The 21,579-nt window shown below is 39.5% G+C and carries 21 protein-coding genes; 14 read left to right on the top strand and 7 right to left on the bottom strand.

Annotated elements, in window-relative coordinates:
* Nucleotides 1-13: 13 nt before the first annotated feature.
* Nucleotides 14-349, bottom strand: a complete 336-nt coding sequence (locus tag AKG39_RS04725; RefSeq protein ID WP_050739218.1) for a glutaredoxin family protein — start codon at nt 347-349, stop codon at nt 14-16.
* Between the two features lie 122 nt (nt 350-471).
* Here AKG39_RS04725 and AKG39_RS04720 point away from each other — a divergent pair, with 122 nt between their 5' ends.
* The 5 genes from AKG39_RS04720 to ftsH all read left to right on the top strand — a co-directional run bounded on the left by AKG39_RS04720 (nt 472) and on the right by ftsH (nt 6,093).
* Complete coding sequence (locus AKG39_RS04720; protein WP_050739217.1) at nt 472-708, top strand: hypothetical protein; 237 nt, start codon at nt 472-474, stop codon at nt 706-708.
* Between the two features lie 76 nt (nt 709-784).
* Nucleotides 785-1,564, top strand: a complete 780-nt coding sequence (locus tag AKG39_RS04715; RefSeq protein ID WP_050739216.1) for a GNAT family N-acetyltransferase — start codon at nt 785-787, stop codon at nt 1,562-1,564.
* A gap of 202 nt (nt 1,565-1,766) precedes the next feature.
* A complete protein-coding gene (locus AKG39_RS04710; RefSeq protein ID WP_050739215.1) occupies nt 1,767-3,323 on the top strand; it encodes an ABC-F family ATP-binding cassette domain-containing protein in 1,557 nt (518 codons plus the stop codon).
* Between the two features lie 163 nt (nt 3,324-3,486).
* The gene (locus AKG39_RS04705; protein ID WP_050739214.1) at nt 3,487-4,050 is read left to right on the top strand and encodes a TetR/AcrR family transcriptional regulator; all 564 of its coding nucleotides are present in this window, start codon (nt 3,487-3,489) and stop codon (nt 4,048-4,050) included.
* Between the two features lie 228 nt (nt 4,051-4,278).
* Complete coding sequence (gene ftsH, locus AKG39_RS04700) at nt 4,279-6,093, top strand: ATP-dependent zinc metalloprotease FtsH (RefSeq protein WP_050739213.1); 1,815 nt, start codon at nt 4,279-4,281, stop codon at nt 6,091-6,093.
* Nucleotides 6,094-6,189: 96 nt separating this feature from the next.
* Here ftsH and AKG39_RS04695 read toward each other — a convergent pair whose 3' ends face one another.
* Nucleotides 6,190-7,434, bottom strand: coding sequence for a multidrug effflux MFS transporter (locus AKG39_RS04695; RefSeq protein ID WP_050739212.1), 1,245 nt, complete (start codon nt 7,432-7,434; stop codon nt 6,190-6,192).
* Between the two features lie 217 nt (nt 7,435-7,651).
* Nucleotides 7,652-8,197 carry a flavoprotein gene (locus AKG39_RS04690; protein ID WP_050739211.1) on the bottom strand — a complete coding sequence of 182 codons (546 nt, stop codon included), beginning with the start codon at nt 8,195-8,197 and terminating at the stop codon, nt 7,652-7,654.
* A gap of 605 nt (nt 8,198-8,802) precedes the next feature.
* On the opposite strand from AKG39_RS04690, the gene AKG39_RS04685 reads away from it, so the two are divergent.
* From AKG39_RS04685 to AKG39_RS04675, 4 genes are all read left to right on the top strand, one after another.
* Nucleotides 8,803-9,618, top strand: a complete 816-nt coding sequence (locus AKG39_RS04685) for a glycerophosphodiester phosphodiesterase family protein (RefSeq protein WP_050739210.1) — start codon at nt 8,803-8,805, stop codon at nt 9,616-9,618.
* Nucleotides 9,615-9,737, top strand: a complete 123-nt coding sequence (locus AKG39_RS20645) for a hypothetical protein (protein WP_278277919.1) — start codon at nt 9,615-9,617, stop codon at nt 9,735-9,737. The genes AKG39_RS04685 and AKG39_RS20645 overlap by 4 nt, the downstream gene beginning before the upstream one ends.
* 73 nt (nt 9,738-9,810) lie before the next feature.
* The gene (locus AKG39_RS04680) at nt 9,811-10,503 is read left to right on the top strand and encodes a YjjG family noncanonical pyrimidine nucleotidase (RefSeq protein ID WP_050739209.1); all 693 of its coding nucleotides are present in this window, start codon (nt 9,811-9,813) and stop codon (nt 10,501-10,503) included.
* A gap of 38 nt (nt 10,504-10,541) precedes the next feature.
* Complete coding sequence (locus AKG39_RS04675; protein ID WP_050739208.1) at nt 10,542-11,090, top strand: DUF924 family protein; 549 nt, start codon at nt 10,542-10,544, stop codon at nt 11,088-11,090.
* A 14-nt stretch (nt 11,091-11,104) separates the two neighbouring features.
* On the opposite strand, the gene AKG39_RS04670 is transcribed toward AKG39_RS04675, so the two are convergent.
* Entirely contained in the window at nt 11,105-11,932 is an 828-nt protein-coding gene (locus tag AKG39_RS04670) for a hypothetical protein (protein WP_050739207.1), read from the bottom strand.
* 251 nt (nt 11,933-12,183) lie between these two features.
* On the opposite strand from AKG39_RS04670, the gene AKG39_RS04665 reads away from it, so the two are divergent.
* Entirely contained in the window at nt 12,184-12,735 is a 552-nt protein-coding gene (locus AKG39_RS04665) for a hypothetical protein (RefSeq protein WP_050739206.1), read from the top strand.
* 101 nt (nt 12,736-12,836) lie between these two features.
* Here the strand turns inward: AKG39_RS04665 and AKG39_RS04660 are convergent, their stop codons facing one another.
* On the bottom strand, nt 12,837-13,208 hold the full coding sequence (locus AKG39_RS04660; protein WP_050739205.1) for a hypothetical protein: 372 nt from the start codon (nt 13,206-13,208) through the stop codon (nt 12,837-12,839).
* 367 nt (nt 13,209-13,575) lie between these two features.
* On the opposite strand from AKG39_RS04660, the gene AKG39_RS04655 reads away from it, so the two are divergent.
* Nucleotides 13,576-14,325 carry a thymidylate synthase gene (locus tag AKG39_RS04655; RefSeq protein WP_083439418.1) on the top strand — a complete coding sequence of 250 codons (750 nt, stop codon included), beginning with the start codon at nt 13,576-13,578 and terminating at the stop codon, nt 14,323-14,325.
* Between the two features lie 54 nt (nt 14,326-14,379).
* On the top strand, nt 14,380-14,787 hold the full coding sequence (locus AKG39_RS04650) for a molybdenum cofactor biosynthesis protein MoaE (RefSeq protein ID WP_050739258.1): 408 nt from the start codon (nt 14,380-14,382) through the stop codon (nt 14,785-14,787).
* A 173-nt stretch (nt 14,788-14,960) separates the two neighbouring features.
* On the opposite strand, the gene dinB is transcribed toward AKG39_RS04650, so the two are convergent.
* Nucleotides 14,961-16,154, bottom strand: coding sequence for a DNA polymerase IV (gene dinB / locus AKG39_RS04645; RefSeq protein WP_050739203.1), 1,194 nt, complete (start codon nt 16,152-16,154; stop codon nt 14,961-14,963).
* Nucleotides 16,155-16,539: 385 nt separating this feature from the next.
* On the opposite strand from dinB, the gene rsgA reads away from it, so the two are divergent.
* On the top strand, nt 16,540-17,616 hold the full coding sequence (rsgA, locus tag AKG39_RS04640; RefSeq protein ID WP_050739202.1) for a ribosome small subunit-dependent GTPase A: 1,077 nt from the start codon (nt 16,540-16,542) through the stop codon (nt 17,614-17,616).
* Nucleotides 17,617-17,973: 357 nt separating this feature from the next.
* The gene (locus AKG39_RS04635) at nt 17,974-19,263 is read left to right on the top strand and encodes a hypothetical protein (protein WP_050739201.1); all 1,290 of its coding nucleotides are present in this window, start codon (nt 17,974-17,976) and stop codon (nt 19,261-19,263) included.
* 357 nt (nt 19,264-19,620) lie between these two features.
* Here AKG39_RS04635 and putP read toward each other — a convergent pair whose 3' ends face one another.
* Nucleotides 19,621-21,183, bottom strand: coding sequence for a sodium/proline symporter PutP (gene putP / locus AKG39_RS04630; protein WP_050739200.1), 1,563 nt, complete (start codon nt 21,181-21,183; stop codon nt 19,621-19,623).
* Between the last annotated feature and the right edge of the window lie 396 nt (nt 21,184-21,579).

Below are 21,579 nucleotides of genomic sequence, written 5' to 3'. Positions count from 1 at the left end.
AAATTAAAGAAGGTTAATGTGATACAACGCTACTTTTGCATTTGGGACACCGCACGTTGGTGGTACCTTTATTGGTTGGAACACGAAGCTTTGTATGACAATTTCGACATTCGACAATGCGATGATCAACCAGTTCAAGTATTTTTTCCTTATCCAGTCCGACAACGACATCTTCGCCAATTAGCAGTGTCGGAACACCTTTAATATTTCTTCGGGTGAGTTCATTTCGAGCTGCCGCATCAAAATTTATATCTTTTTCGACAAATTGAATGTGATTCTGAACAAGAAAATCCTTTGCCATTTTGCAGTATGGACAGGTTTTTGTTGTCAGCAAGGTTACTGATTTCATAGTATTTCCCCTTTATTTTTTATCAAATTTCATGCTTGTATTTAATAATCATACTAAATTTGTACCCTTGATTCTGTGATTTTATCACAAAAATGATGTTAAAAAGGCGAGGTGATAAGAATATGTCTTATTTTTCTGAATACGAAAATTTAATCCAGAATATCAATGCAGACATCGCTGTGGGAATAATCGCTGTGACTGATCACATAAAAGTGGTTCGCAAAAGAAAAACGAAGACGGATGGCTATCGTCCCATCAATGATTATTACTATGCCAGTAACCATCCAAAAGTAAAATTTGAGGAAATGCGCGTTTGTGATGTCTTGCAGGAATTGCTGCTGCGAAATATGATGCGATAAATATAAAGAGGGTGTAACTGATTATAAGATCATCCGGTTGTTTTACAGCCTGATAATAAATTTGCAGGAGGTTAGGATGAATGCATTTAAAATTATAGATCTGACTTCGGAAAACATTGCCAATTATGGAGTGTGCGGTTATAAGGATATTAAAAAACACCTGGAGCTGCGCAAAAAGATCGCGTGGTTCAACAGCTATTATCCTAAAGGTCTGCGAATCAAGGCAGTGGTTTCTGAAGTGGGTGGCTACCAGGGCATGATCGAATACATCCCCGGAAATTATGCCCACCGACCAGTTGAGGCTGATGGATATTTATTTATCCATTGCCTCTATGTTGGACTGAAAAAGGAATATAAGGGAAAAGGTTATGCATCGCTTTTAATTCAGGCGTGCATCGACGATGCTCAAAATTCTGGAATGAAAGGTGTGGCGGTTGTCACTCGAAAAGGCTCATTCATGGCAAATGATTTGATTTTTCTTAAAATGAGATTTACTGTAGTAGATGAAGCAAAGCCTGATTTCCATCTGATGGTTATAAAGTTTGATGAAGATGCTGAAAACCCTAAATTCAAGGAAGGAATACAGGCCAGTCTGGAAAAATACGGACAGGGATTAACCATTTTACGTTCCCCGCAATGTCCCTACACAGAGAAAAATGTCAACGCGATTATTGAAACAGCTCAGAATCAATTTCATTTACCTGTTCAATTAATTGATCTGTCTGATGCCAAGGCAGCCCAAAATTCTCCCTGTCCTTTTGGAACTTTCGGCATCATATTCAACGGGAAAATCATTAGTCATCATCCCATCAGCAATACGCGATTTGTAAATATCATTGAGAAATTGATGCCATAACAACATCGATGATTTTCTTAAGGTTAGCGACTGTTTCCCCAATATTTTTCGCGAAAATCCATCCTTTTAGCGCTGGCACAATAAAAAAGAGTATGCTATAATAAAAAAGTAACAATCATTGGAAAATATGAAAGACGCTTTCTGATTGGTAACAACAATCTGGAAGTGTTTTTCATTTAAAAAATAAAGAAATGGTGAATAAATGAGTATTTTAAATGTCGAAAATCTTTCTCACGGCTTTGGGGATCGGGCAATATATAATCAAGTTTCGTTTCGATTGTTAAAAGGAGAGCATATCGGTTTAATCGGTCCAAATGGCGAGGGCAAATCCACTTTCATGAATATTGTCACCGGAAAGCTGATGCCTGACGAGGGCAAGGTGGAATGGTCCAAGAATGTCCGGGTCGGTTACCTGGATCAACATGCGGTTTTACAAAAGGGTATGACAGTCCGTGATGTCCTGACCTCCGCCTTTGAATTTTTACTGGAAATTGAAAACCGGATTGGTTTTCTTTATGAAAAAATGGGTGAGGACAGTCCCGAAGAGCTGGAAAAGGCATTAGAAGAAGTGGGAGATCTCCAGGAATTATTGGATTTTCATGATTTCTATCTCATTGATTCAAAGGTCGAGGAAGTCGGAAGGTCTCTTGGCCTTAATGACATCGGCATGGATAAAGACATTACCGAATTAAGCGGTGGCCAGCGCACAAAAGTGCTGCTTGGAAAACTGCTGCTTGAAAAACCGGATATTCTGCTATTGGATGAACCCACAAACTATCTGGATGAGCAGCATATAGAGTGGCTAAAACGCTATCTGAATGACTATGAAAATGCATTTATTCTGATTTCCCATGATCTGCCCTTTGTTAATTCGGTGATTAATATTATTTATCACATGGACAACCAGAAACTGACCCGTTATGTGGGAGACTATGCTAAATTTCAAGAAGTGCTGGAAGCCCAAAAGTCCCAGGAACAGGCAGCTTTCAATCGTCAGCAAAATGAAATAGCGGATTTAAAAGACTTTGTTGCCAGAAACAAGGCCAGGGTGGCGACCCGGAATATGGCCATGTCCCGACAGAAAAAACTTGATAAAATGGATATCCTGGAGCTTGCCTCAGAGAAGCCCAAACCCCGATTTCATTTCAAAGAAGCCGGTGCGACCGGCCGCCGGGTTTTTGAGACCCTTGATTTGGTCATCGGCTATGATGAGCCCCTGTCTAAACCCTTGACTTTAATGATGGAGCGGAAAGAAAAAATTGTATTAAAGGGAACCAATGGGATTGGTAAAACAACTCTCTTGAAAAGTATTCTGGGATTGATTCCACCCATAGACGGTACCGTTGAACAAGGCGAGAAATTGCAAATCGGTTATTTCGAGCAGGAGATGGATCAGAATATCAGGACCAGCTGCATTAATGAAGTATGGGAAGAATTTCCCGGATTTACTCAAAATGAGGTGCGTTCTGCACTGGCCCAATGCGGACTGACGAGGAAACATATTGAAAGTATGGTCAGGGTACTGAGCGGCGGGGAGCAGGCCAAGGTGCGGTTGTGTAAACTACTCAATCGTCCGACGAATATTCTGATCCTTGATGAGCCCACTAATCATCTCGATGCCGATGCAAAAGCCGAACTGAAGCGGGCTTTGACAGCATATAATGGGGCAATTCTCATGGTTTGTCATGAACCTGAGTTCTATGATGACTTTGTGAACCAGGTATGGGATTGTTCACAGTGGACAACCAAAGCTTTTTAAAGCTGATTGAAACATTATTGGAACTAAAAGGAAGTCTGTTTCTGACTGAGTAGCTAATAATGGATAGGTTTCAAGTTTTATTAAATTTTAAAAATACCTTCCAGATGAAAATTGACAATAACTGAACAATCATTTACTATTAGAAGTAGGTTAGAGGTGGCATATGAGAATAAAAGACGATGAAAAGGAACAGAGCATCAAAGAAGCCGTCGTCAAACTTATTTTACAGGAAGGGTTTCACGGTACTTCAATTTCAAAAATCGCCAAAGAAGCTGGTGTTTCTCCGGCAACGGTTTATACTTACTTTGACAGCAAAGAAGTCATGTTGCAGGATATTTACCGGGAGTATACCGAGGAAATCTGTCATTATGTTCTAAGCAAAGTACATTATGGCATGGATAAAAATCAACTCATCGAAGCATTGATTCAAAGTTATTATGATTATATCGAAGAAAATCAGAATATCTTCAGCTTTCTTGATCAGTTCTCCAATTCACCGTCACTGGTCAATGGCTGTTCAGAAACAGAAGGGCTTTTCAATATAAAGCTTTTAATTGCCGATCTAAAACGTCGTGAGATCATCAAAAATTATCACAATGAAAATGTGTATGCAATGATTTTCTATCCGATAAAAGCAATCGCCGTAAACTACAGCAAAACAAAAGCTGAAAGAACTGAGCTGCTTGATGAAATGATTGAAATGATAAAAGATACCCTATTAGTATAGGAATAAGAAAAAATAAAAAATTTAAGCGTGGCGTTTTTGTGAAATAAAGATCATGAAAGCAAACACGTTTTTTCTTAAACAATAATTAAATGAATATTCATTTAAATAAATAGAAATCAGGAAAGTTGGTCAAATAAGAGTGAAGTCCCAAGTAAGTAATAAAGGAAATTTTAAAAATTCGATTCGTGAAGGTTTGTTCCCGGCAGTAAGTTTTATGGTGGTGGCATGATGAAATATCTAAAACATCAGGGTATCTACGTTGTAATATTTTTAGTCATCGCAGGCATGGTTATCTTTAGTTCAATCAAAAACGCCCCTTCAACCATGGATTATTCCAGACTGTTAACAGAAATTCAGTCGGGCAATGTGAATAGCATTGTATTGCAGGAAGATCTAGCTGAAATTCAGCTTAATAAGGCATTGGATGTAAATAGCGAAATCACGAATTATGAGGTCACGGTTCCCCAGGATATTTCGTCAGCTTCAGATCGTTTTACCCAGGCTGCGGAAAATCAACTCATTGAATCTTACAGTATTTCTCAGCCATTAGAAATACCATGGTGGTCTTCAATTGTGACGTCCATCATCTTAGTCATGCTGGTGGTTGTTTGGTTCGCTGTCAATAAACGTCAGCAAGGCAGCGGTTTAGGCGGAAATGGTGCAACGGCAATGGGCAAGAGTCGGGCAAAATTAATGGTTGAAAATCAAAAAAATGTGAGCTTTGCTGATGTTGCCGGAGCCGACGAGGTTAAAGAAGAGTTGGAAGAAATTGTTGAATTTCTCAAAGCTCCGGAACGCTTTGTTGATCTTGGAGCCAGAATACCAAAAGGGGTTCTTCTTGTAGGACCGCCGGGTACCGGAAAAACGCTTTTGGCGAAAGCTGTTTCCGGTGAGGCCGGGGTACCATTTTTTAGTATCAGCGGTTCGGACTTTGTTGAAATATTTGTTGGTGTTGGTGCATCAAGGGTTCGGGATCTTTTTGAACAAGCTAAGAAGAGTGCACCTTGTATCGTATTTATTGATGAGATCGATGCCGTAGGACGTCAGCGCGGCGGTAGTATGGGCGGCGGAAATGACGAAAGAGAGCAGACCTTGAATCAATTACTGGTCGAAATGGATGGCTTTGGTATCAATGAAGGCGTCATCATTCTGGCCGCTACCAATCGGCCAGATGTTCTTGACCCAGCCCTTTTGAGACCGGGACGGTTTGACCGACGGGTAACTGTTGGATTGCCGGATATCAGAGGCAGAGAACAGATACTAAACGTACATGCAAAAGGGAAACCATTTGCTGATGATGTTAAATTAGGCGAAGTCGCCCGAATCACACCGGGCTTCACCGGTGCCGATCTGGAAAACCTGCTGAATGAATCGGCTTTATTAACCGCCAGAGGACATCGATCGTTCATTGATAATGAGGTCATAAAAGAAGCGGCCTTCAAGGTCATGATGGGACCTGAGAAAAAGAGCTATGTGATGAGCGAAAAAGACAAAAAATTAACCGCTTATCATGAGGCTGGTCATGCTATTGCCATTAAAATTGCTTCATCATCCCGGAATGTTGATCGGGTCACGATTATTCCTTCGGGTATGGCGGGTGGCTATACTGCCAGCAGACCTTCTGAAGATCAGAACTATCATACCAAATCTCAGCTCATTGAAGAAATCATTATTGCTTTGGGTGGTCGGGCTGCTGAAGAAATTGTTTTAAATGAAGTCAGCACAGGAGCATCAAACGATTTACAACGCGTTAATCAGATTGCCCGGAGTATGGTGACAAAGTATGGCATGAGCGATCAACTAACCAATATGATTTTTGCTGACGAAAATGATGGCGGAAATTCTGGTCAGCCTCAGCAGTACAGCAATGATATTGCAAATATTATTGACACCGAGGTCAAACAGATCATTGACCAGGCTTACCAGAGAACCCTGGATCTGCTTCAGGAAAACATCAGCAAGCTAAATGGTTTGGCTGAAGTTTTACTGGTCAAGGAAAAAGTGGAAGGTCCAGAGTTTGAATCAATTTTCCAGACTGCATAAGTAAACACTAATAATTGAAAAGAAAGACCTTGTTTGACACTGTCAAACAAGGTCTTTCTTATTTTTTAAACAAATGCTGACATTAAGGGGTTGGATTTATGTAATATTCTTTACGCCCACGCAGGGAATGCTAGATTTCATAAACACATTCCATAACAGCAAGGATATTAGAGAAAAAATAGTGATAATTAAACCAAGACCGAAAACAATATTTCCCCATGGAATAGATGCCAGAGCCATGCCAATGCTCCCGAGAACAGTGAATAGCGTGCCGATGACGGATGAGACTGATCCAATATCACTTTCCTGTTGATCCAGCAGCAGATTAGCACTGAAGGGACGCATCACTGCCCCTGATAAAGACATGAACAGGAACGAAATCCAGAATAACAGGGGCGTCAAGGTGCCCAAAGTCATCACTAAAACACCGCTTAGTGTTGCAATGGCTAAAATCATTGACGCAAATAATTTTTTATTCATATTGCTTAGGAACTTAACATAAATAAACGGTCCTGCTATGGACAACAGTGCATTAGCCGCAAAGAAATAGCTGTAAATCTGGGCACTGAGACCAAAGTAATTCACATAAACATAGGATGAAACTGCAATATAACCCATAAATGGAAGTGTACTTAATGCAAATATAAGTGCCGGTATAATAAAACTCTTGTTTTTGCTGACAATCACCAGCCGTCCCAGGGAGCCAAACAATGTTCCGGTATAGCGTTCCTCAACCTTTAAAGTTTCCTGGAATAAAATGGAAAAACCCAGGTTAACGATACTGATGAGTGCAAGAGCCCAGAAGGAGCCTCGCCAATCGGAAAAAGTTAGAATTAAGGCCCCAACTATGGGCGCAACCATGGGCGCAAGTCCGGAAATGGACTGACAAATAGCTAAAATGGATTCCCTTTTTTTTCCGCTGTAGGAGTCCTTTACAACCGCCATGGAAACCGATGTAATTGCACCGGAACCGATTGCCTGAAAAATTCTGGCGGCAATCAGAAAATAAATATTCACTGACATTGCACAGGCGATGCTGCTGGCAGCATATAGAATACTGCCCACTAAAAGAATAGGTTTGCGGCCATATTTATCACTGAGGGGACCCCAAAACAAGATGCCTACAGCATAAAACAAGAAAAATGCACTTAATGTTAAATTTGTAACGGCGGAGCTGCTTCCAAAATATGTATTCATACTTGGCAGTGCCGGTAAATACATGTCTGTGGAAAGAGGAATAAACATATTCATAAGAGCCATAAAAGCAATAAGTCCTTTATGTCCCAGATATTTCTGTTTACTTCCAACTTCCAGGCTGGTTTGGTTTGGTGATTGAGTCATCAATACACCTCCTTCATAAATTTTACAAAAAATTCCATATCATCACTTTGAAACATTATTGACCTCACAAATTGTAGCGTGATATAATTATATATAAAAAACAGTAAAAAGGTCAATAATTAATAATGATTTTTAACCTGAAAACCATATCATTGTTGCATCAGTGATGGAATGGGGAAATAACCAGCATTTTGAATTCTAAAACTCACAATCATGCTTAAAATTTAAAATCGTTAAGGAATACATTCTTTACCGTTTTAATTACCGCATCTATCCCGGGAAAAAGGCTTGGATATTTGGTCACTGGATCCGAATTTTCAACAAAAATAAATCCGTCCTTTTTTAACTGGACAAGATTTCGCTGAACACTTGGTTTGCTGAACATTGTAGGGTTGATATGTGTCGCAATCATGATCGGAGATTTTGCTGAGAGGATATTCGTTGAAAGCAGATTATCAGCAATGCCATTTGCTGCTTTTCCCAAAGTATTCGCAGATGCCGGAGCAATCAGCATTAAATCGGATTTGCCTGAATTTGCCTGATGATTTGAATCAAATGCTTTTGGTAATTCAAACTGTTCTATTTGAATAGCTGTTCCAGCTTCCCTTTGAACCAGCAAAGGGGTGACAAAGTTTACTGAGTTAGGTGTCATAATAACATTCACTGCTGCACCCAAATGCTTTAATTCTCTAATCAAATCAAGAGACTTGATTGCCGGACTGCACCCGGTAATTCCCAACGTAATTGTTTTTCCGCTTAACATATTTGCTACCTCCAAAATATATCTTAAATCTATCTGGGATGCTTTATAAATGCATTCATCTCAGGTGAAGTTTTATTATACCACGTTTACCTAGGAGAATTTCAAACCCAGGTCGTTTATATAACATAGAAATGTGAAGAATTTAAACAGTCGACTCAATAATTAACATTCCTTATCTTGTAAAATTTTACACGGTACTATAAAATTATGCTTATTATAACCAGTGCAACATTGTCCCAAGATAAAAACAACAAATTTGATCGTTTTTATACCTTATTAAGCTTTCCTTAGTGGTTATAAAATGATACAATATCTCCATTAAATGCGATTTCACCATTTACATGTATTGAGTAAATTAGCGTAAAAGAGAAAATCGACTGATGGACATTAGCCTGTTGTAAGCGGTGGTGAGATGATACAGAAATAGCGAAATCAGGAGATTTCGGCTCAACGCATCAGCCACACGACCTATTTTTTAAAACTAATGAAGTTTTAATGATTGATTGAGATAATGTTGGGGTAAATATAAAAAGGACCTTAAAAACTCAAAATTGAGAGAATTAAAATATTGAACAGAACGAGATTAAAAGGAGAGTTGAGAAGACATGTCACATTATATTCTGGCTATAATAGCCATATTTATCATTTATATTCTGCTGCTGCTTCCGGGCAAGATGCCAAAGGAAGTCGATGATCGGCTTTGGACGAGTTATTATGCCCACCGGGGACTTCATGAAAAGGATAAGTCAATTCCTGAAAATTCAATGGAAGCCTTTAAAAAAGCAGTCAATGCCGGTTATGGCATTGAGATGGATTTAAATCTTACCGCTGATGGAAAGATCATTGTCTTTCACGATGACAATTTATCCCGGCTGTGCGGAGTGGATCAATTAATAACAGACTGTACCTATGAAGAATTGAAAGAGTTCCATCTCGAAAGCACCGAGGAAAAGATTCCCTTATTTGAAGATGTGCTCAAAATGGTGGATGGACAGGTTCCCCTGATTGTAGAACTGAAAAATACAAAAAATCTCAATGAACTGTGTTCAAAAACTGCTGAAATGCTTGATGATTACGAAGGATTGTACTGTGTAGAATCCTTTCAGCCTCTGATTGTCCGATGGTTTTACAAAAACCGCCCGGATGTGGTTCGGGGACAGCTTTCGGTCGGGCGTAAAAGCCTTAAGGAATTTGATGTCAAATTATGGCAATGGCTCTTAATCATTTCATTTGGTACAAATATTATTACCCGTCCTCATTTCATGGCCTTTTACCATGGCGATGCCCGGCGAAAACTGGGGCTCTTCCTGTTTCATTTATTAACCGGCCGGCTGGTGGGATGGACGGTTCAGGACACCGATGATATTGAGTACTGCAAGAAGAAATTTGATGTGATCATCTTTGAATATTTTAAGCCATGACACAAAATCCGCGAATCATGGAAAGCGGACAGCCAGTTATTCTTAAAAAGCAAAACACACCCATTCAAAGCAATGAAAAACTGAATTCAAACGACGAATTAAGATTCCCCCGGACTTAGGTTTGAGGGATTTTTTTAAATCATCACCTTTACCGGATGGAAAGAATACCCAAATAGGGTAATGGAGTGAAAAATGAAATATTCGACTTTAATGTTTGACTTAGATGGAACATTACTTGATTTTAATGCCTATGAACAGATTGCTCTGGAAAATTTATTTTCGGAATACAAGGTTCCATTTACAAACGAGATAAGAAATACCTATGATATGATTAACAAAAATTTATGGTTACATTATGAAAAAGGCGACCTGGCATTGGATCAAGTATTGAATTCACGATTTTCAGAGACTTTAAAATTGTATGATCATCTTATCGATGGTCGCGATTGGGAAAATAAATACCGGGAATATCTTGCTGGCGGCTATCGCTTAATTGATGGCGCATTGGAAACATGTGAAAAACTTTCGACAACCCATAAAATGATCATTGTTACCAATGGGATTAGAAAAACCCAAATCAAACGATTAAAAATGTCCGGTTTGTATGCATTTTTCAGCGAAATATTTGATTCCCAGTCCATTGGTTTTCAAAAACCGAATCGACGATTCTTTGAACATGTTATCGATAAAACTGACGATAATGAATTAGATAAGCTGCTTATTATTGGTGATTCCCTAAACACAGATGTATTAGGCGGAATCAATATGGGAATTGATACATGTTGGTTTAATCCATCAAACAAAAGTTTATCAGAGTCAAACTCGATTAAAAGCACCTATACGATCAGTTATTTATCAGAGTTACAGGAAATCTGCAGCATTTAATCATTCACGAAAAAATATGAAAATAAGGAAGGTCAGTTATGAAAACTATTCCATGTCAAAAGGTGTTGGATTTTTGGTTTAATCCGGATAATGAACCATTTTGGTTCCAAAAAAATGAACAGTTTGATCAGCAGATAAAAGAATATTTTTACGATGTTTGGCTTGCCGGCAGGCAGGGCCTTCTGGCGAATTGGCGAGACACCATCCAGGGAAGATTAGCAGAAATTATTGTTTTGGACCAATTTTCAAGAAATCTGAATCGTGACAATGCCGCCTCTTTTGCTCAAGATGGTATAGCCCTGGTGTTGGCTCAGGAAGCTGTGAAGGACCCGAAATTTTCTACCCTACCGGAAAGCCGGAAAAAATTCATCTTAATGCCTTTCATGCACTCTGAATCTTCATCTATCCACGAACAGGGACTGCCTCTTTTTGAAGCATTGGGTGATGCGTTAACCCTGGAATTCGAACTAAAACATAAAGCAATTATTGATAAATTCGGACGTTATCCCCATCGTAATGAAACACTGAACCGCCAATCCACCTCAGAGGAACTTGAATTTTTAAAGCAACCTGACAGCAGTTTTTAGAATAAGCGCTCACCTTAAGGAAACAACTGGAATTTAATGATTTCCATTATATCCGATACTTTTTTAGCTTTGGCTGAGTCAATCGGATAGCCACCTCGATTAAATTGAGTGATAAAATCATCTATATCGTTCTTGATGTATCCCAAAATATCACTGTCACTGAGGTCTTGATCTTCAAGCAAGTCGATATAGGTCTCATAGCAAATATCTTTTAATCCGATATTCACATACTTGTCGTGCATAAACAAAACACAACGATCGTCAAAGAATATCGAGGACAGGTCGGTGGCAATACCGCCTGTCTCGGTGGTTCGTTTAATCACTCTAAAAATCATTTCAGCCACTGCATTAATCATTGCTGAACTAATGCGCTGATTACATCCGCCAATCTTTGCGCTAAATGAATTCACATTGTTTCTTACTTGATCCAAAACATCATTTTCGGTCATGTCCCACCTTTTTAACAGTTCGATGTAGGGCTCATAAGTAATGTCCCAAATTTTTCCCGAAACACCTTGAACTTGCTCTTCTAAAAACAGAATACAGCGCCAATCGTAGAATTTAACAGAGAGCTTTGGGGTATTCGCTTCAGCTGCTATCTCGCAAACGGCAATGTTCTCCGGTTGTATGGGCATCTCTGAAACACGATCGTCATCATGAAGCGAAATAAGCTGTACAATACCAGAATCATCAATGCACTTAATATCAATATTGTCGGCTTCAGAAGGCTCAACTATTTCCGCAAGCCCCTCTTTTAACAGGGAATAAGCGGCCTGATAATTATCCGCATTAACTTCAAAAAGAAGGGTTCTTATTTCAACTACATTTAGTTTCAAAATCATTTTAGTTCTCCCGGCTATATCGGGTAGCCAACCACATATATGATTGTGTTTACCCTATTTATGGTATTTTAAAATATTCTATACGAAATAGACATTTTCCGTATAAGAATAATCAGACAGCAAAATATTGCGCCAACGATTAAAAATGAGCTAATAGGGTATAACCCTATTAGCTCATTTCAGTTTGTCGATAAATTACCATACCTATGAATTATGAATCAAAAATAAAATCTTAGAAATGGAGAAGTGAAATGAAAAGAATGTCCAAATTTGTGTCCATGTTGATGGTAGTGGCCATGCTGTTCATGCTCCTTCCAGTGTCTGCTCTGGGGGCTGACAGTGAAGAAACTGCAAAACCTGGTGATAATGAAATAACCCTGGTTTTGGTAACAACAGAAACCGCAGCCGAGGATGCAGTTGCTTCCGAACCAGCAATATCCGACTTGACCACTGATCCAACCGCGGTTCTCGAACAAACTACAACCGATGAAATTAATGTTCCAGCCGCTCCCGTACCTGAGACAAAAGCTGTACCCGAACAAGGCGTTGACCCCATAGCCCCGGTTGTTCCAGCCCCTGAAATAATCGCTCTGACCGAACAACCGGAAATATCAGCTATAAGTGTCCCGGTAGTTGAAGAAAAAGCAATTGTCTCCAGAGATGTCAAACAACCTTATTATGGTTCTTCCAATCCGAAAACAGGTGTAAATACTCGGGTAAAGGATGCTTTAGTGGTTGGTGCCATGATTCTATCTCTGGTCGCACTGGCTATTGCCGGGAGTAAACAAGAGGATAAAGCTTAAAACCACAGCTAATAAAGTTCAGTAATCAAACGAACAGCCGTTGCATTAACAACTAAAAAATAACGACTAAATAGAGGCTGTTTTTCTATGTCATTCCGTATTTAATTTAAAAACTTTGATCGGGTAAAAGGTGGTTCGAGGGAATAAACCGTTTCATCATCAGCAATTTTAGATCGATCAGGTCTGTTATAATATAGTTTTCGAATTTTATCATTATAGATCCATTCCACATTGTCAAGCTCTTCCAGCAGGGCCAGAGTTTCGCCAATGATCTGAGCCGCATGGATATAGGCTTTATTCTTTAAAAGTCTTTCATTTTCTTTCTGACTTATAACATGTGGCACTTCAACTGGACTGGTTTCGGCCTTTGAAGCTGCGTGAAGTTTCATGCCTTTGTCAAAATTTTCCTGGGACAATTCATCCAACTCATGACAAAGCTTACGAATTTTTTCAAGCAATTTATCTGAGATCATTCTTGCACCTCTTTCTCTTTTTTGTTAATCATAACGATATTTGCAATAAAAATCAAGTCATTGTTAGAGAGATTTGTCCCATAAAAAATAAAATAGATTTGTTTACGCCTTCTTATTCAGAATTTTGAGACATTCCACTTTTTTTTGCAATTAATTTATAACAAATGAGCACCCGTCTTGCAATTAAAGAATTTATCAGTTATTATTAAAAGATATCAAACAAGTATGATTGGATGTACATTATTACCACCATTTACGACATAAATCAACAGCAAAATCATCGTTCAATTTGGAGAAAATACAAAAAAAGGAGCTAGTTTTAGCAGGTTGCAATTTATATTACACACGCTAATGCTACGTACAAATTATGGTTACTTATATTCATGAAGCACAATTACATAGAGGAATTGAAGAGGCTATGAAAGCTTTGAATAAAGCGGATGTAGTTATGGGAAAAAATCAGGATCGGGAAGATCATTTAAAAGAAATTCACCTGGTTATGGACATTGACAGTGTCCAGGACCTGAAAATCACAATGGCCATGCCCACAGGACTGGAAACCCTGGTGGACTATGTTTTAGAAATTGTTGAAGGAACAAAAGATTTTGAAAAAGATATGTATGGTTATACTTATCATGATCTGTTCTCGAAAAACATTGATTTTGTTATTGACAAACTTAAAGAAGATCCAACGACCAGACAGGCTACATTACATGTTGCAAATCAGAAAGCAGCACGATTGAATCATCCACCTTGCCTCCAACTCATTCATTACACTATTAAAGATGGTAAATTAAATACAGATGTAGTATTTAGAAGCAATGATGGGGTTAAGGCGGTTGCCATGAACATTTTCGCTTTGATCGAACTGTCAAGATACATTGCCAGAGAAGCCGGCGTTAAAGAACTCGGATCATATACACATAATGCTTTGAGTTTTCATGCATACAACCGGGATTGGAAAGCCCTCGAAGGCTATTGCAATATGTTTGATGTTAGAGATTGCAGCATTGATTATAAAGATTATCTGGAAGCCTATGCGGATTATGCTGATGAAAGCCGCGAAAAAAGTGCGATGTTAAAAATTGAACAAGAGAATAAGAATTTAAAACAATAACGATTGAATCCTAGACTTGAAAAAACTTTAAATAAATGAGGAGTGTGTAAATTGCTGATGAATGAAAAAACGAAAAAAATGCCCCCATCTGTTGATGAATGGCTAAAAGAAGCAAAAAATGATCCAGAAGCTTTACAGGAAGGCATGTATTTAGTCCATAATGGAACTGTGCGTCAAACCCCCAAAGCCATGGTTCGCCAGGGATTAGATGACGGTTCCTTAGTGACAGGCATGGAATTTTTTTACGATGCAGAAATGGTTGATGCGGCCATCGCCAAAACTCATCAGATGGACGGCATATTTCATGTCAGGGTTTGGCTAAATGAAGGTCATCTGGAACTTGGGGATGATATCATGTACGTTCTCATCGGCGGTGACATCAGGCCACATGTAATCGACGCCTTGCAATCCCTGGTTGAAACGATTAAAACCAAATGCGTTACTGAAATTGAAAAAAGATAATCAGCATAAAAAAAGCTTCTTCGTTTTTCGAAAAAGCTTAACTTTGCCGGTAAACCGTCCTGTGGACAATGGTAACATCAGTTGTCCACAAAACTATACTTTTTTCTAGATCGCCGTCCTATAGACCTATAAGAAATGTGCAGCGTATTGGTTTGGAAACAACCTGTAACAGCTTAAAGGATTTCTTTCTTAACCAATGCGGCAAGGGTTATTATATCCGTACCATGCTTTTTTCTTATTTTGTCCATGGCCTGGTCAATGCGCTGATTTTTATCGTTCTTGACAGTTGCTTCGATTTGATCAAAAAATGACAGCTGCTGCAAAGAGGCTTCTTCATCAAATCCCGAAAGACTTAATCCAATTAATCTGACCAAATAGTTACTATTCCAATGTTCTTCAAGCAAACTGCAACTCACCTGGTAAATTTCTTTAGTGGTGCTGGTTGGGGGAAGGGTTTTCTGACGTGTAGCCACCCGAAAGTCAGAATATTTCAGGGTGATCTGTACTGTACGTCCTTTTTTTCCATGATTTCGTGCAGTCATACCAATATCATCGGCAAGCTCTATGAGAATATTTTTTGCTTTCTCAATATCTGATATATTTTTCGCCAATGTTTTTTCCCGTCCGATTGACTTCATATCATTAACCAAGTGAGGGAGTAGTGGGGAATTGTCGATCCCATTTGCATGAAGATACATGCTATTTCCGCTTTTACCGAAAGTTTTAATTAAAAATCCAGCGTCATAATTTCCAAGATCTCCAATGGTTTCAATTCCTAGGTAACCCAGTTTTTCTGTTGTTTTAAGACCAATTCCATACATTGATCTCACTGGAAGGGGCCAAAGCTTTTGGGGAATATCCACCTTCCAAAGTTCGGTGATCCCTAGAGGTTTTTTCATATCTGATGCCATTTTTGAAAGAAATTTATTTTCGGCAATACCGATAGAGCACCAAAGCCCCAGATTATTTTTGATATCGTTCATGATGCGTTTGGCAGCATTCACTGGGCTGCCAAAAATCCCTTCACTGCCAGTCATATCAAGCCATGCCTCATCAATACTATTCTGCTCGACAATTGGAGAATAGTTTGACAGCAGGTCCATGACTTCTTTTGATTTCTGCTTATAGAAAGAGTGATCCGGCGGGATCAGCATCATTTTAGGGCATCGTTTCAATGCCTCATGAACCACCATAGCAGTCTTAACCCCATGGGACCTGGCATTATAGTTTGCCGCCAGAATAATCCCTGTGCGCTTGTTGGGATCACCGGCAACAGCGGCAGGAATCTCCACAAGTGAACTGTTTCGTGTCATTTCACAGGATATAAAGAAAGCATTCATATCAACAAGAAACACAACTTTTTTCATGATTTACCTCTTTATAAAAAATCTTTTATTTTTGTACCTGTTTAATCGATAGATAAATTTTAGCATTTTTTACCTTAATTTTAAACAGTGAATCCATTTTTCTCGTTGATATGCTCAAGAAATTCGAATTAATCAAGCGATGAAGTTCCTCGCATTCAATTTTTTCGCTGGTTTTGCTAATGGACTGTTTAGAAAATTGCTGTTATAGGGTGAAATTTATCGATACTTATAGTATACTATGATTAAATCTACTATGAAAGGAGTTGTTTTTTTATGAAGAAAACATTTAAAAAAGCGGATAGTGTGTTTTACACGGAGGTTTGTGTAAAATAAAGACCCTTGCATAATGCCTCCATCGGATTTTTCCAAACAGGAGGAACATTCAGTGAAGAAATTAGAAGCATATGGTTTTACCCAGAATTTTAAAACAGAAGCAAGCCGTTATTCAGCATTTATACCAGGTCGGATTATATCCCAGTCTCGGGATCTATATAAAGTGGTGACCGATCAGGGTGAGTTTTTTGCAACGCTATCCGGAAAATTTCGCCATGAAGCAAACCATCTTGAGGAATTTCCGGCAGTTGGCGATTTTGTTATGCTGGATCGCAGCAATAATGAAAATGGCAACGGCATCATTCATCATGTCCTCACTCGAAAAAGTTCATTTGAACGAACAGCCGTTGGCTTTAAAAATGAGGTTCAGATCGTAGCGGCGAATATCGATATCGTCTTTATTTGCATGTCTCTGAACAACGATTATAATTTATCCCGGCTTGAACGCTATCTTTCGGTGGCCTGGAACAGCGGAGCTGTTCCGGTTGTGGTTCTGACAAAAGCGGATCTATGTAAAAATGTGCCCCAGAAGCAGGCAGAGATTGGATCCATCGCTCTGGGGGCAGATATCGTCACAACATCCAGTCAGGATGCTGCATCCATTGATATGCTCTTGCCATTCATCAGGGAAAACTCAACAGCAGCGTTTATTGGATCTTCAGGTGTTGGAAAATCAACACTGATCAATTGTCTGGCAGGCAAAGAAATCCTGGTAACCCGTGAGATTCGTCAGGATGATAAAGGACGGCATGCCAGCACCCGTCGAGAACTCATTCTCTTGCCCAAAGGAGGCGTTCTTATCGACACTCCGGGTATGAGAGAACTGGGGGTGGACTCGGTTGATCTCAGGCAGTCATTTTCAGATATTGACACTCTGGCCACTCAATGCAGATTCAAGGATTGTGCTCATAAGAAGGAACCAGGCTGCGCTGTCAGAAGTGCCGTTGCAGATGGAAGCCTTGATCCGCGAAGATTTGAAAATTATATAAAACTTAAAAAAGAAGCCCGCTATGAAGGCTTAAACTCAAGACAGATTGAAGCCGAAAAAACCAGTGAAATGTTTAAGGATTTTGGCGGTGTAAAAAACGTCAGAAAAATCATGAAAGAAAAAAACAAACGCGGTTATTGAAACAACTTTAATCAAGCGCAGAAGGCTCCCTTGTGATCTAAAATTATGAAGTAAAATAAAAGTCTGATTTCGCTAAAGTGAAATCAGACTTTTATTTATGCACTGGCACCGTGGATTTTTTATTCTTTAATCTATCATTTGTGGCAATATAATGATACAATATTTCCATTCAATACGGATTAACTTTTAACCTGTTTTCTTTAAAATAATCAAATGCATCAATTAGGAGACAGTCATTCCTGCCCTGGAGATAAGCATACAATGTAATCAACTTTATAAAGGAGGAAGAATGCCCCGATCAAAGGAATCTAAATAATTATTATCTAACTAACAAACATTTAGAAATGGAGAAATACAATGAAAAAAATGTCAAAATTCATGTCCCTGCTGATGGTACTGATCATGTTGTCCATGCTCGTTCCGGTGTCTGCCCTTGCCGCCGACAATGAAGAATTCGCTGCAACAGAAGATAACGCTATTAAAATTGTTTTAGTAACAAAAGAAGCGGCAGCTGAAGATGCAATTGTTACAGATGATCCAGTCATCGTTGAAGAACCGCTGGTAACCGATGAAATTGTTGTTCCCGCTGAATCAAGCTCAGATACAGCGGTTGTTCCCGAACAACCGGCAACAACCGAAATTAATACCGCAGCTGTTCCAGACGAATCCATTGTGACACAGATGGCCTCTTATTTATACTTAATGCAGAATGATGTGATGATTGATGTCATTGCCGCTAATACTGGGGCAGACTACTCTTATGATGCAGCAGCCAATCAATTGACCCTGAATAATTTTGTTGGGGAAAATATGTTTGTCCTATCACCGGCGGATACGTTCAAGCTGCTGCTCCTTGGCACCAATATTCTAAGAACGGATAGTGGTTTCGCAGTTAACGTATACGGTAATATGAATTCAAGCGGTACCGGAACTCTGATTGCTGAAGGACTGGCCACCGAAAATTTAATGGGTGGAGGGATTAATGTTATTGGCAATCTGGTCATTGACAGTGGATCCTATGGCATCGTAGCCGCCGGGTTTGAAAATTCCAGCTCAGCCGTGGGAATTTTAACCGGTTACAATGATGATATCATCACACCCGGAAATCTCACCATAAATGGCGGCACCATTGATATTGCTGCTTACAATAGCGATATAGGCGGCGCGTTCGGTCTTTTTGCCTTTGGAGATCTGATCGTTAACGGCGGAAATATTGATATTTTCACCAATTCTCCTACCAGTTACAGCCGCGGCATCGGGGCCTATGATAAGCTTGTGTTTAACGGTGGAAATACGACTGTCGATTCAATCACAGATACTGGCTTCGCTGAAGCTTTATATTCATATAATACGATTACCATCAACAACGGGATTCTAGATCTTTATACCTCTGGCGCTTCTGCCAATGCCCTTGTGGCCGAAGGTGGTATTTATATTAATCCGAGTTATGGGGATGTGGATCTTAATGCTTCCAGCTTGTATCTTGAACCCCTTGTAACCAAGGATTTCAAGCAGCCTCATTATAGTTCTTCAAATCCTAAAACGGGCGTTGATACCACCGCTATGGACGCTCTTGTGGCTGGGATCATGATTTTTACACTTATCGGATTTAGCTTTGCAGCGAGCAAACGGGGAGCTAAAGCATAGAACAGTATTGTCAAAATTCATTAGTAAAATTTTAAGATTTGCAGTGACATCTGGCCACATACCTTCGATCCTTGTAACTCCTGTTTGAAATAATAAAAACAATAGGTGTAATTGAATTTAAAAAATAATCAGCATCAAAAAAGCTTCTTCGTTTATCGAAGAAGCTTAATTTTGCCGACAAATCGTCCTGTGGACAATGGTAAATCGTTGTCTGCAGCATGATCGAACAGGTTATACCTGTTCGCCATGATGTAGACAACTGATGTTACGATTGTCCACCGGACTAACTTTTCTGCTTTATCACCGTTCTAAAGCTTCTTCGTTTATCGAAGAAGCTTTTTTGATAATAGGTTATTTCTAAATAGAAGCACTTTTCGCACGTTCAAATTCATCCTGGATTTCCAATGACGGTTCTTTTGTCATCAGGGATACCACGATTATAAATGCGCAGGATACTAAAAAAGCTGGAAGCAATTCGTAAATGCCAAAGACTCCGCCTAAGGGCTTAATTAAAAGTCTCCAGATAAACACCATGGCTCCACCGGAAATCATGCCTGCAATGGCACCTTCACGGGTTGTGCGTTTCCAGAAAAGCGAGAAGAGCATCAGTGGTCCGAAGGTTGCACCGAAACCGGCCCAGGCAAAGGATACAATACTAAAAATAACGCTAGTTTCATCCAGGGCCAGAATAATTCCAATAATGGAAACGCCAATCAGGGTGATATGAGAAACCCGCATGATTTCTTTATCGGTTGCATCCTTTTTTAGGATTCCTTCATATATATTTTTAGAGAAAGCTGATGCCGCAATCAAAAGGTATGAATCCGAAGAACTCATGGTTGCTGCCAGTATGCCCGCCATAACAAATCCGGCCAGAAGTGGTGGCAGCAGATTGGTTGACATGACAATGAAAATACTTTCCGCACCACTTGGTGTCAGCAGTTCAGCCGGGAATAACACCCGTCCGATCAGACCAATGATGACTGCAGAGAAAAGTGAAATAACACACCAGGTTGTGGCAATCCGTCTGGCTTTAGGAATTTCCGCAGCATCCCGGATTGCAATAAATCGCAGCAACACCTGAGGAACACCAAAATAACCAAGTCCCCAGGACATGGTGGATATGATGGTTAAAAATGTGTACGGCAAGGCTTCGCCGAATAAAGGTGCCCCGGAGGCATTGAGCTGCTGAACGCCGTCCACTACCGTTGGGTTGGCAATACCGAAGAAACTGAAGAAACCAGGAATATTTTGAACATTATCCACCACAGCACCAACTCCGCCGGCAGCGGATACGCCAAGAAAGAGAACAAGGGTCAAAGCAATGATCATAATGATGCCCTGCAGAAAATCAGAAACACTTTCAGCCAGGAAGCCACCTAATAAGGTATATAAAATAACAAAACATGCTCCTGCGATCATGACAACCTGGTATTGAACACCGAATAATGCATTAAACAGTTTTCCCACGGTAACAAAACAACTGGCCGCATAAACTGTAAAGAAAACCAGAATAAACAGGGAAGCAATCAGCATAATCACTTTTTTATTTTCTTTAAAACGATTGCTGAAATATTCCGGAATAGTGATGGCATCTCCGGCGATGGAAGAATAATTCCGGAGTCGTTTTGCCACAATCAGCCAGTTTAAATAAGTTCCCAAAGCGAGCCCCAGGGCCGTCCAGAACGCATCGCTTAAACCACACCAATAAGCCACTCCGGGCAATCCCATTAAGAGCCAGCCGCTCATGTCGGATGCTTCCGCACTCATTGCTGCAACCCAGGGCCCTAAAGACCGTCCGCCAATAAAATAGTTATCACTGTTTTCATTGGCAATTTTCAAAAAATACACGCCGATACCGAGTATTGCCACGATATAAAGTATCATAGCTATCAGTATTTGAATAGAATCTGTATTCATTCATTACCTCCTATATTAAAGTCAATGTATTATAGCACAGAATGAATATATATACAAAGAAATGAATGCATACCCATTAAAAGCCATTCCATGGGTATGCATTTTGTATTGCAAAATAAAAGGTGCTATCGACGGATAAGCTCGTGTGAAAAAACAATTGAATCACATTGACGATCCTATACCATCTGTGACATAATTCATGTATGAAGCGGTGTTAACTATTCGATTTTTTAAATCAATTAGAGGTTGGATAACCTTACTATTGCTTCTAAAAATGAAACCCGGAAAATAGAGTGTATGAACGCTTCTCAACGATTAAAATTTCCTAAAATTCCCCGAATTTCGGGGATGTTTTTTATGTAACTGGCAGTGAAAGTACTAGTCGCACCATTAAGC

The sequence above is a fragment of the Acetobacterium bakii genome (assembly GCF_001263355.1).
Taxonomy (GTDB): Bacteria; Bacillota; Clostridia; order Eubacteriales; family Eubacteriaceae; genus Acetobacterium; species Acetobacterium bakii.
Note: the sequence above shows the minus strand (reverse complement) of the source record. Positions and strands in the feature narration are given on the sequence as shown.

Bases quoted from the DNA above. Each gene is read 5' to 3' on its own strand.
- AKG39_RS04725 (WP_050739218.1), bottom strand. From the start codon at position 349: ATGAAATCAGTAACCTTGCTGACAACAAAAACCTGTCCATACTGCAAA.
- AKG39_RS04720 (WP_050739217.1), top strand. From the start codon at position 472: ATGTCTTATTTTTCTGAATACGAAAATTTAATCCAGAATATCAATGCA.
- AKG39_RS04715 (WP_050739216.1), top strand. From the start codon at position 785: ATGAATGCATTTAAAATTATAGATCTGACTTCGGAAAACATTGCCAAT.
- AKG39_RS04710 (WP_050739215.1), top strand. From the start codon at position 1,767: ATGAGTATTTTAAATGTCGAAAATCTTTCTCACGGCTTTGGGGATCGG.
- AKG39_RS04705 (WP_050739214.1), top strand. From the start codon at position 3,487: ATGAGAATAAAAGACGATGAAAAGGAACAGAGCATCAAAGAAGCCGTC.
- ftsH (WP_050739213.1), top strand. From the start codon at position 4,279: ATGAAATATCTAAAACATCAGGGTATCTACGTTGTAATATTTTTAGTC.
- AKG39_RS04695 (WP_050739212.1), bottom strand. From the start codon at position 7,434: ATGACTCAATCACCAAACCAAACCAGCCTGGAAGTTGGAAGTAAACAG.
- AKG39_RS04690 (WP_050739211.1), bottom strand. From the start codon at position 8,197: ATGTTAAGCGGAAAAACAATTACGTTGGGAATTACCGGGTGCAGTCCG.
- AKG39_RS04685 (WP_050739210.1), top strand. From the start codon at position 8,803: ATGTCACATTATATTCTGGCTATAATAGCCATATTTATCATTTATATT.
- AKG39_RS20645 (WP_278277919.1), top strand. From the start codon at position 9,615: ATGACACAAAATCCGCGAATCATGGAAAGCGGACAGCCAGTTATTCTT.
- AKG39_RS04680 (WP_050739209.1), top strand. From the start codon at position 9,811: ATGAAATATTCGACTTTAATGTTTGACTTAGATGGAACATTACTTGAT.
- AKG39_RS04675 (WP_050739208.1), top strand. From the start codon at position 10,542: ATGAAAACTATTCCATGTCAAAAGGTGTTGGATTTTTGGTTTAATCCG.
- AKG39_RS04670 (WP_050739207.1), bottom strand. From the start codon at position 11,932: ATGATTTTGAAACTAAATGTAGTTGAAATAAGAACCCTTCTTTTTGAA.
- AKG39_RS04665 (WP_050739206.1), top strand. From the start codon at position 12,184: ATGAAAAGAATGTCCAAATTTGTGTCCATGTTGATGGTAGTGGCCATG.
- AKG39_RS04660 (WP_050739205.1), bottom strand. From the start codon at position 13,208: ATGATCTCAGATAAATTGCTTGAAAAAATTCGTAAGCTTTGTCATGAG.
- AKG39_RS04655 (WP_083439418.1), top strand. From the start codon at position 13,576: ATGGTTACTTATATTCATGAAGCACAATTACATAGAGGAATTGAAGAG.
- dinB (WP_050739203.1), bottom strand. From the start codon at position 16,154: ATGAAAAAAGTTGTGTTTCTTGTTGATATGAATGCTTTCTTTATATCC.
- AKG39_RS04635 (WP_050739201.1), top strand. From the start codon at position 17,974: ATGAAAAAAATGTCAAAATTCATGTCCCTGCTGATGGTACTGATCATG.
- putP (WP_050739200.1), bottom strand. From the start codon at position 21,183: ATGAATACAGATTCTATTCAAATACTGATAGCTATGATACTTTATATC.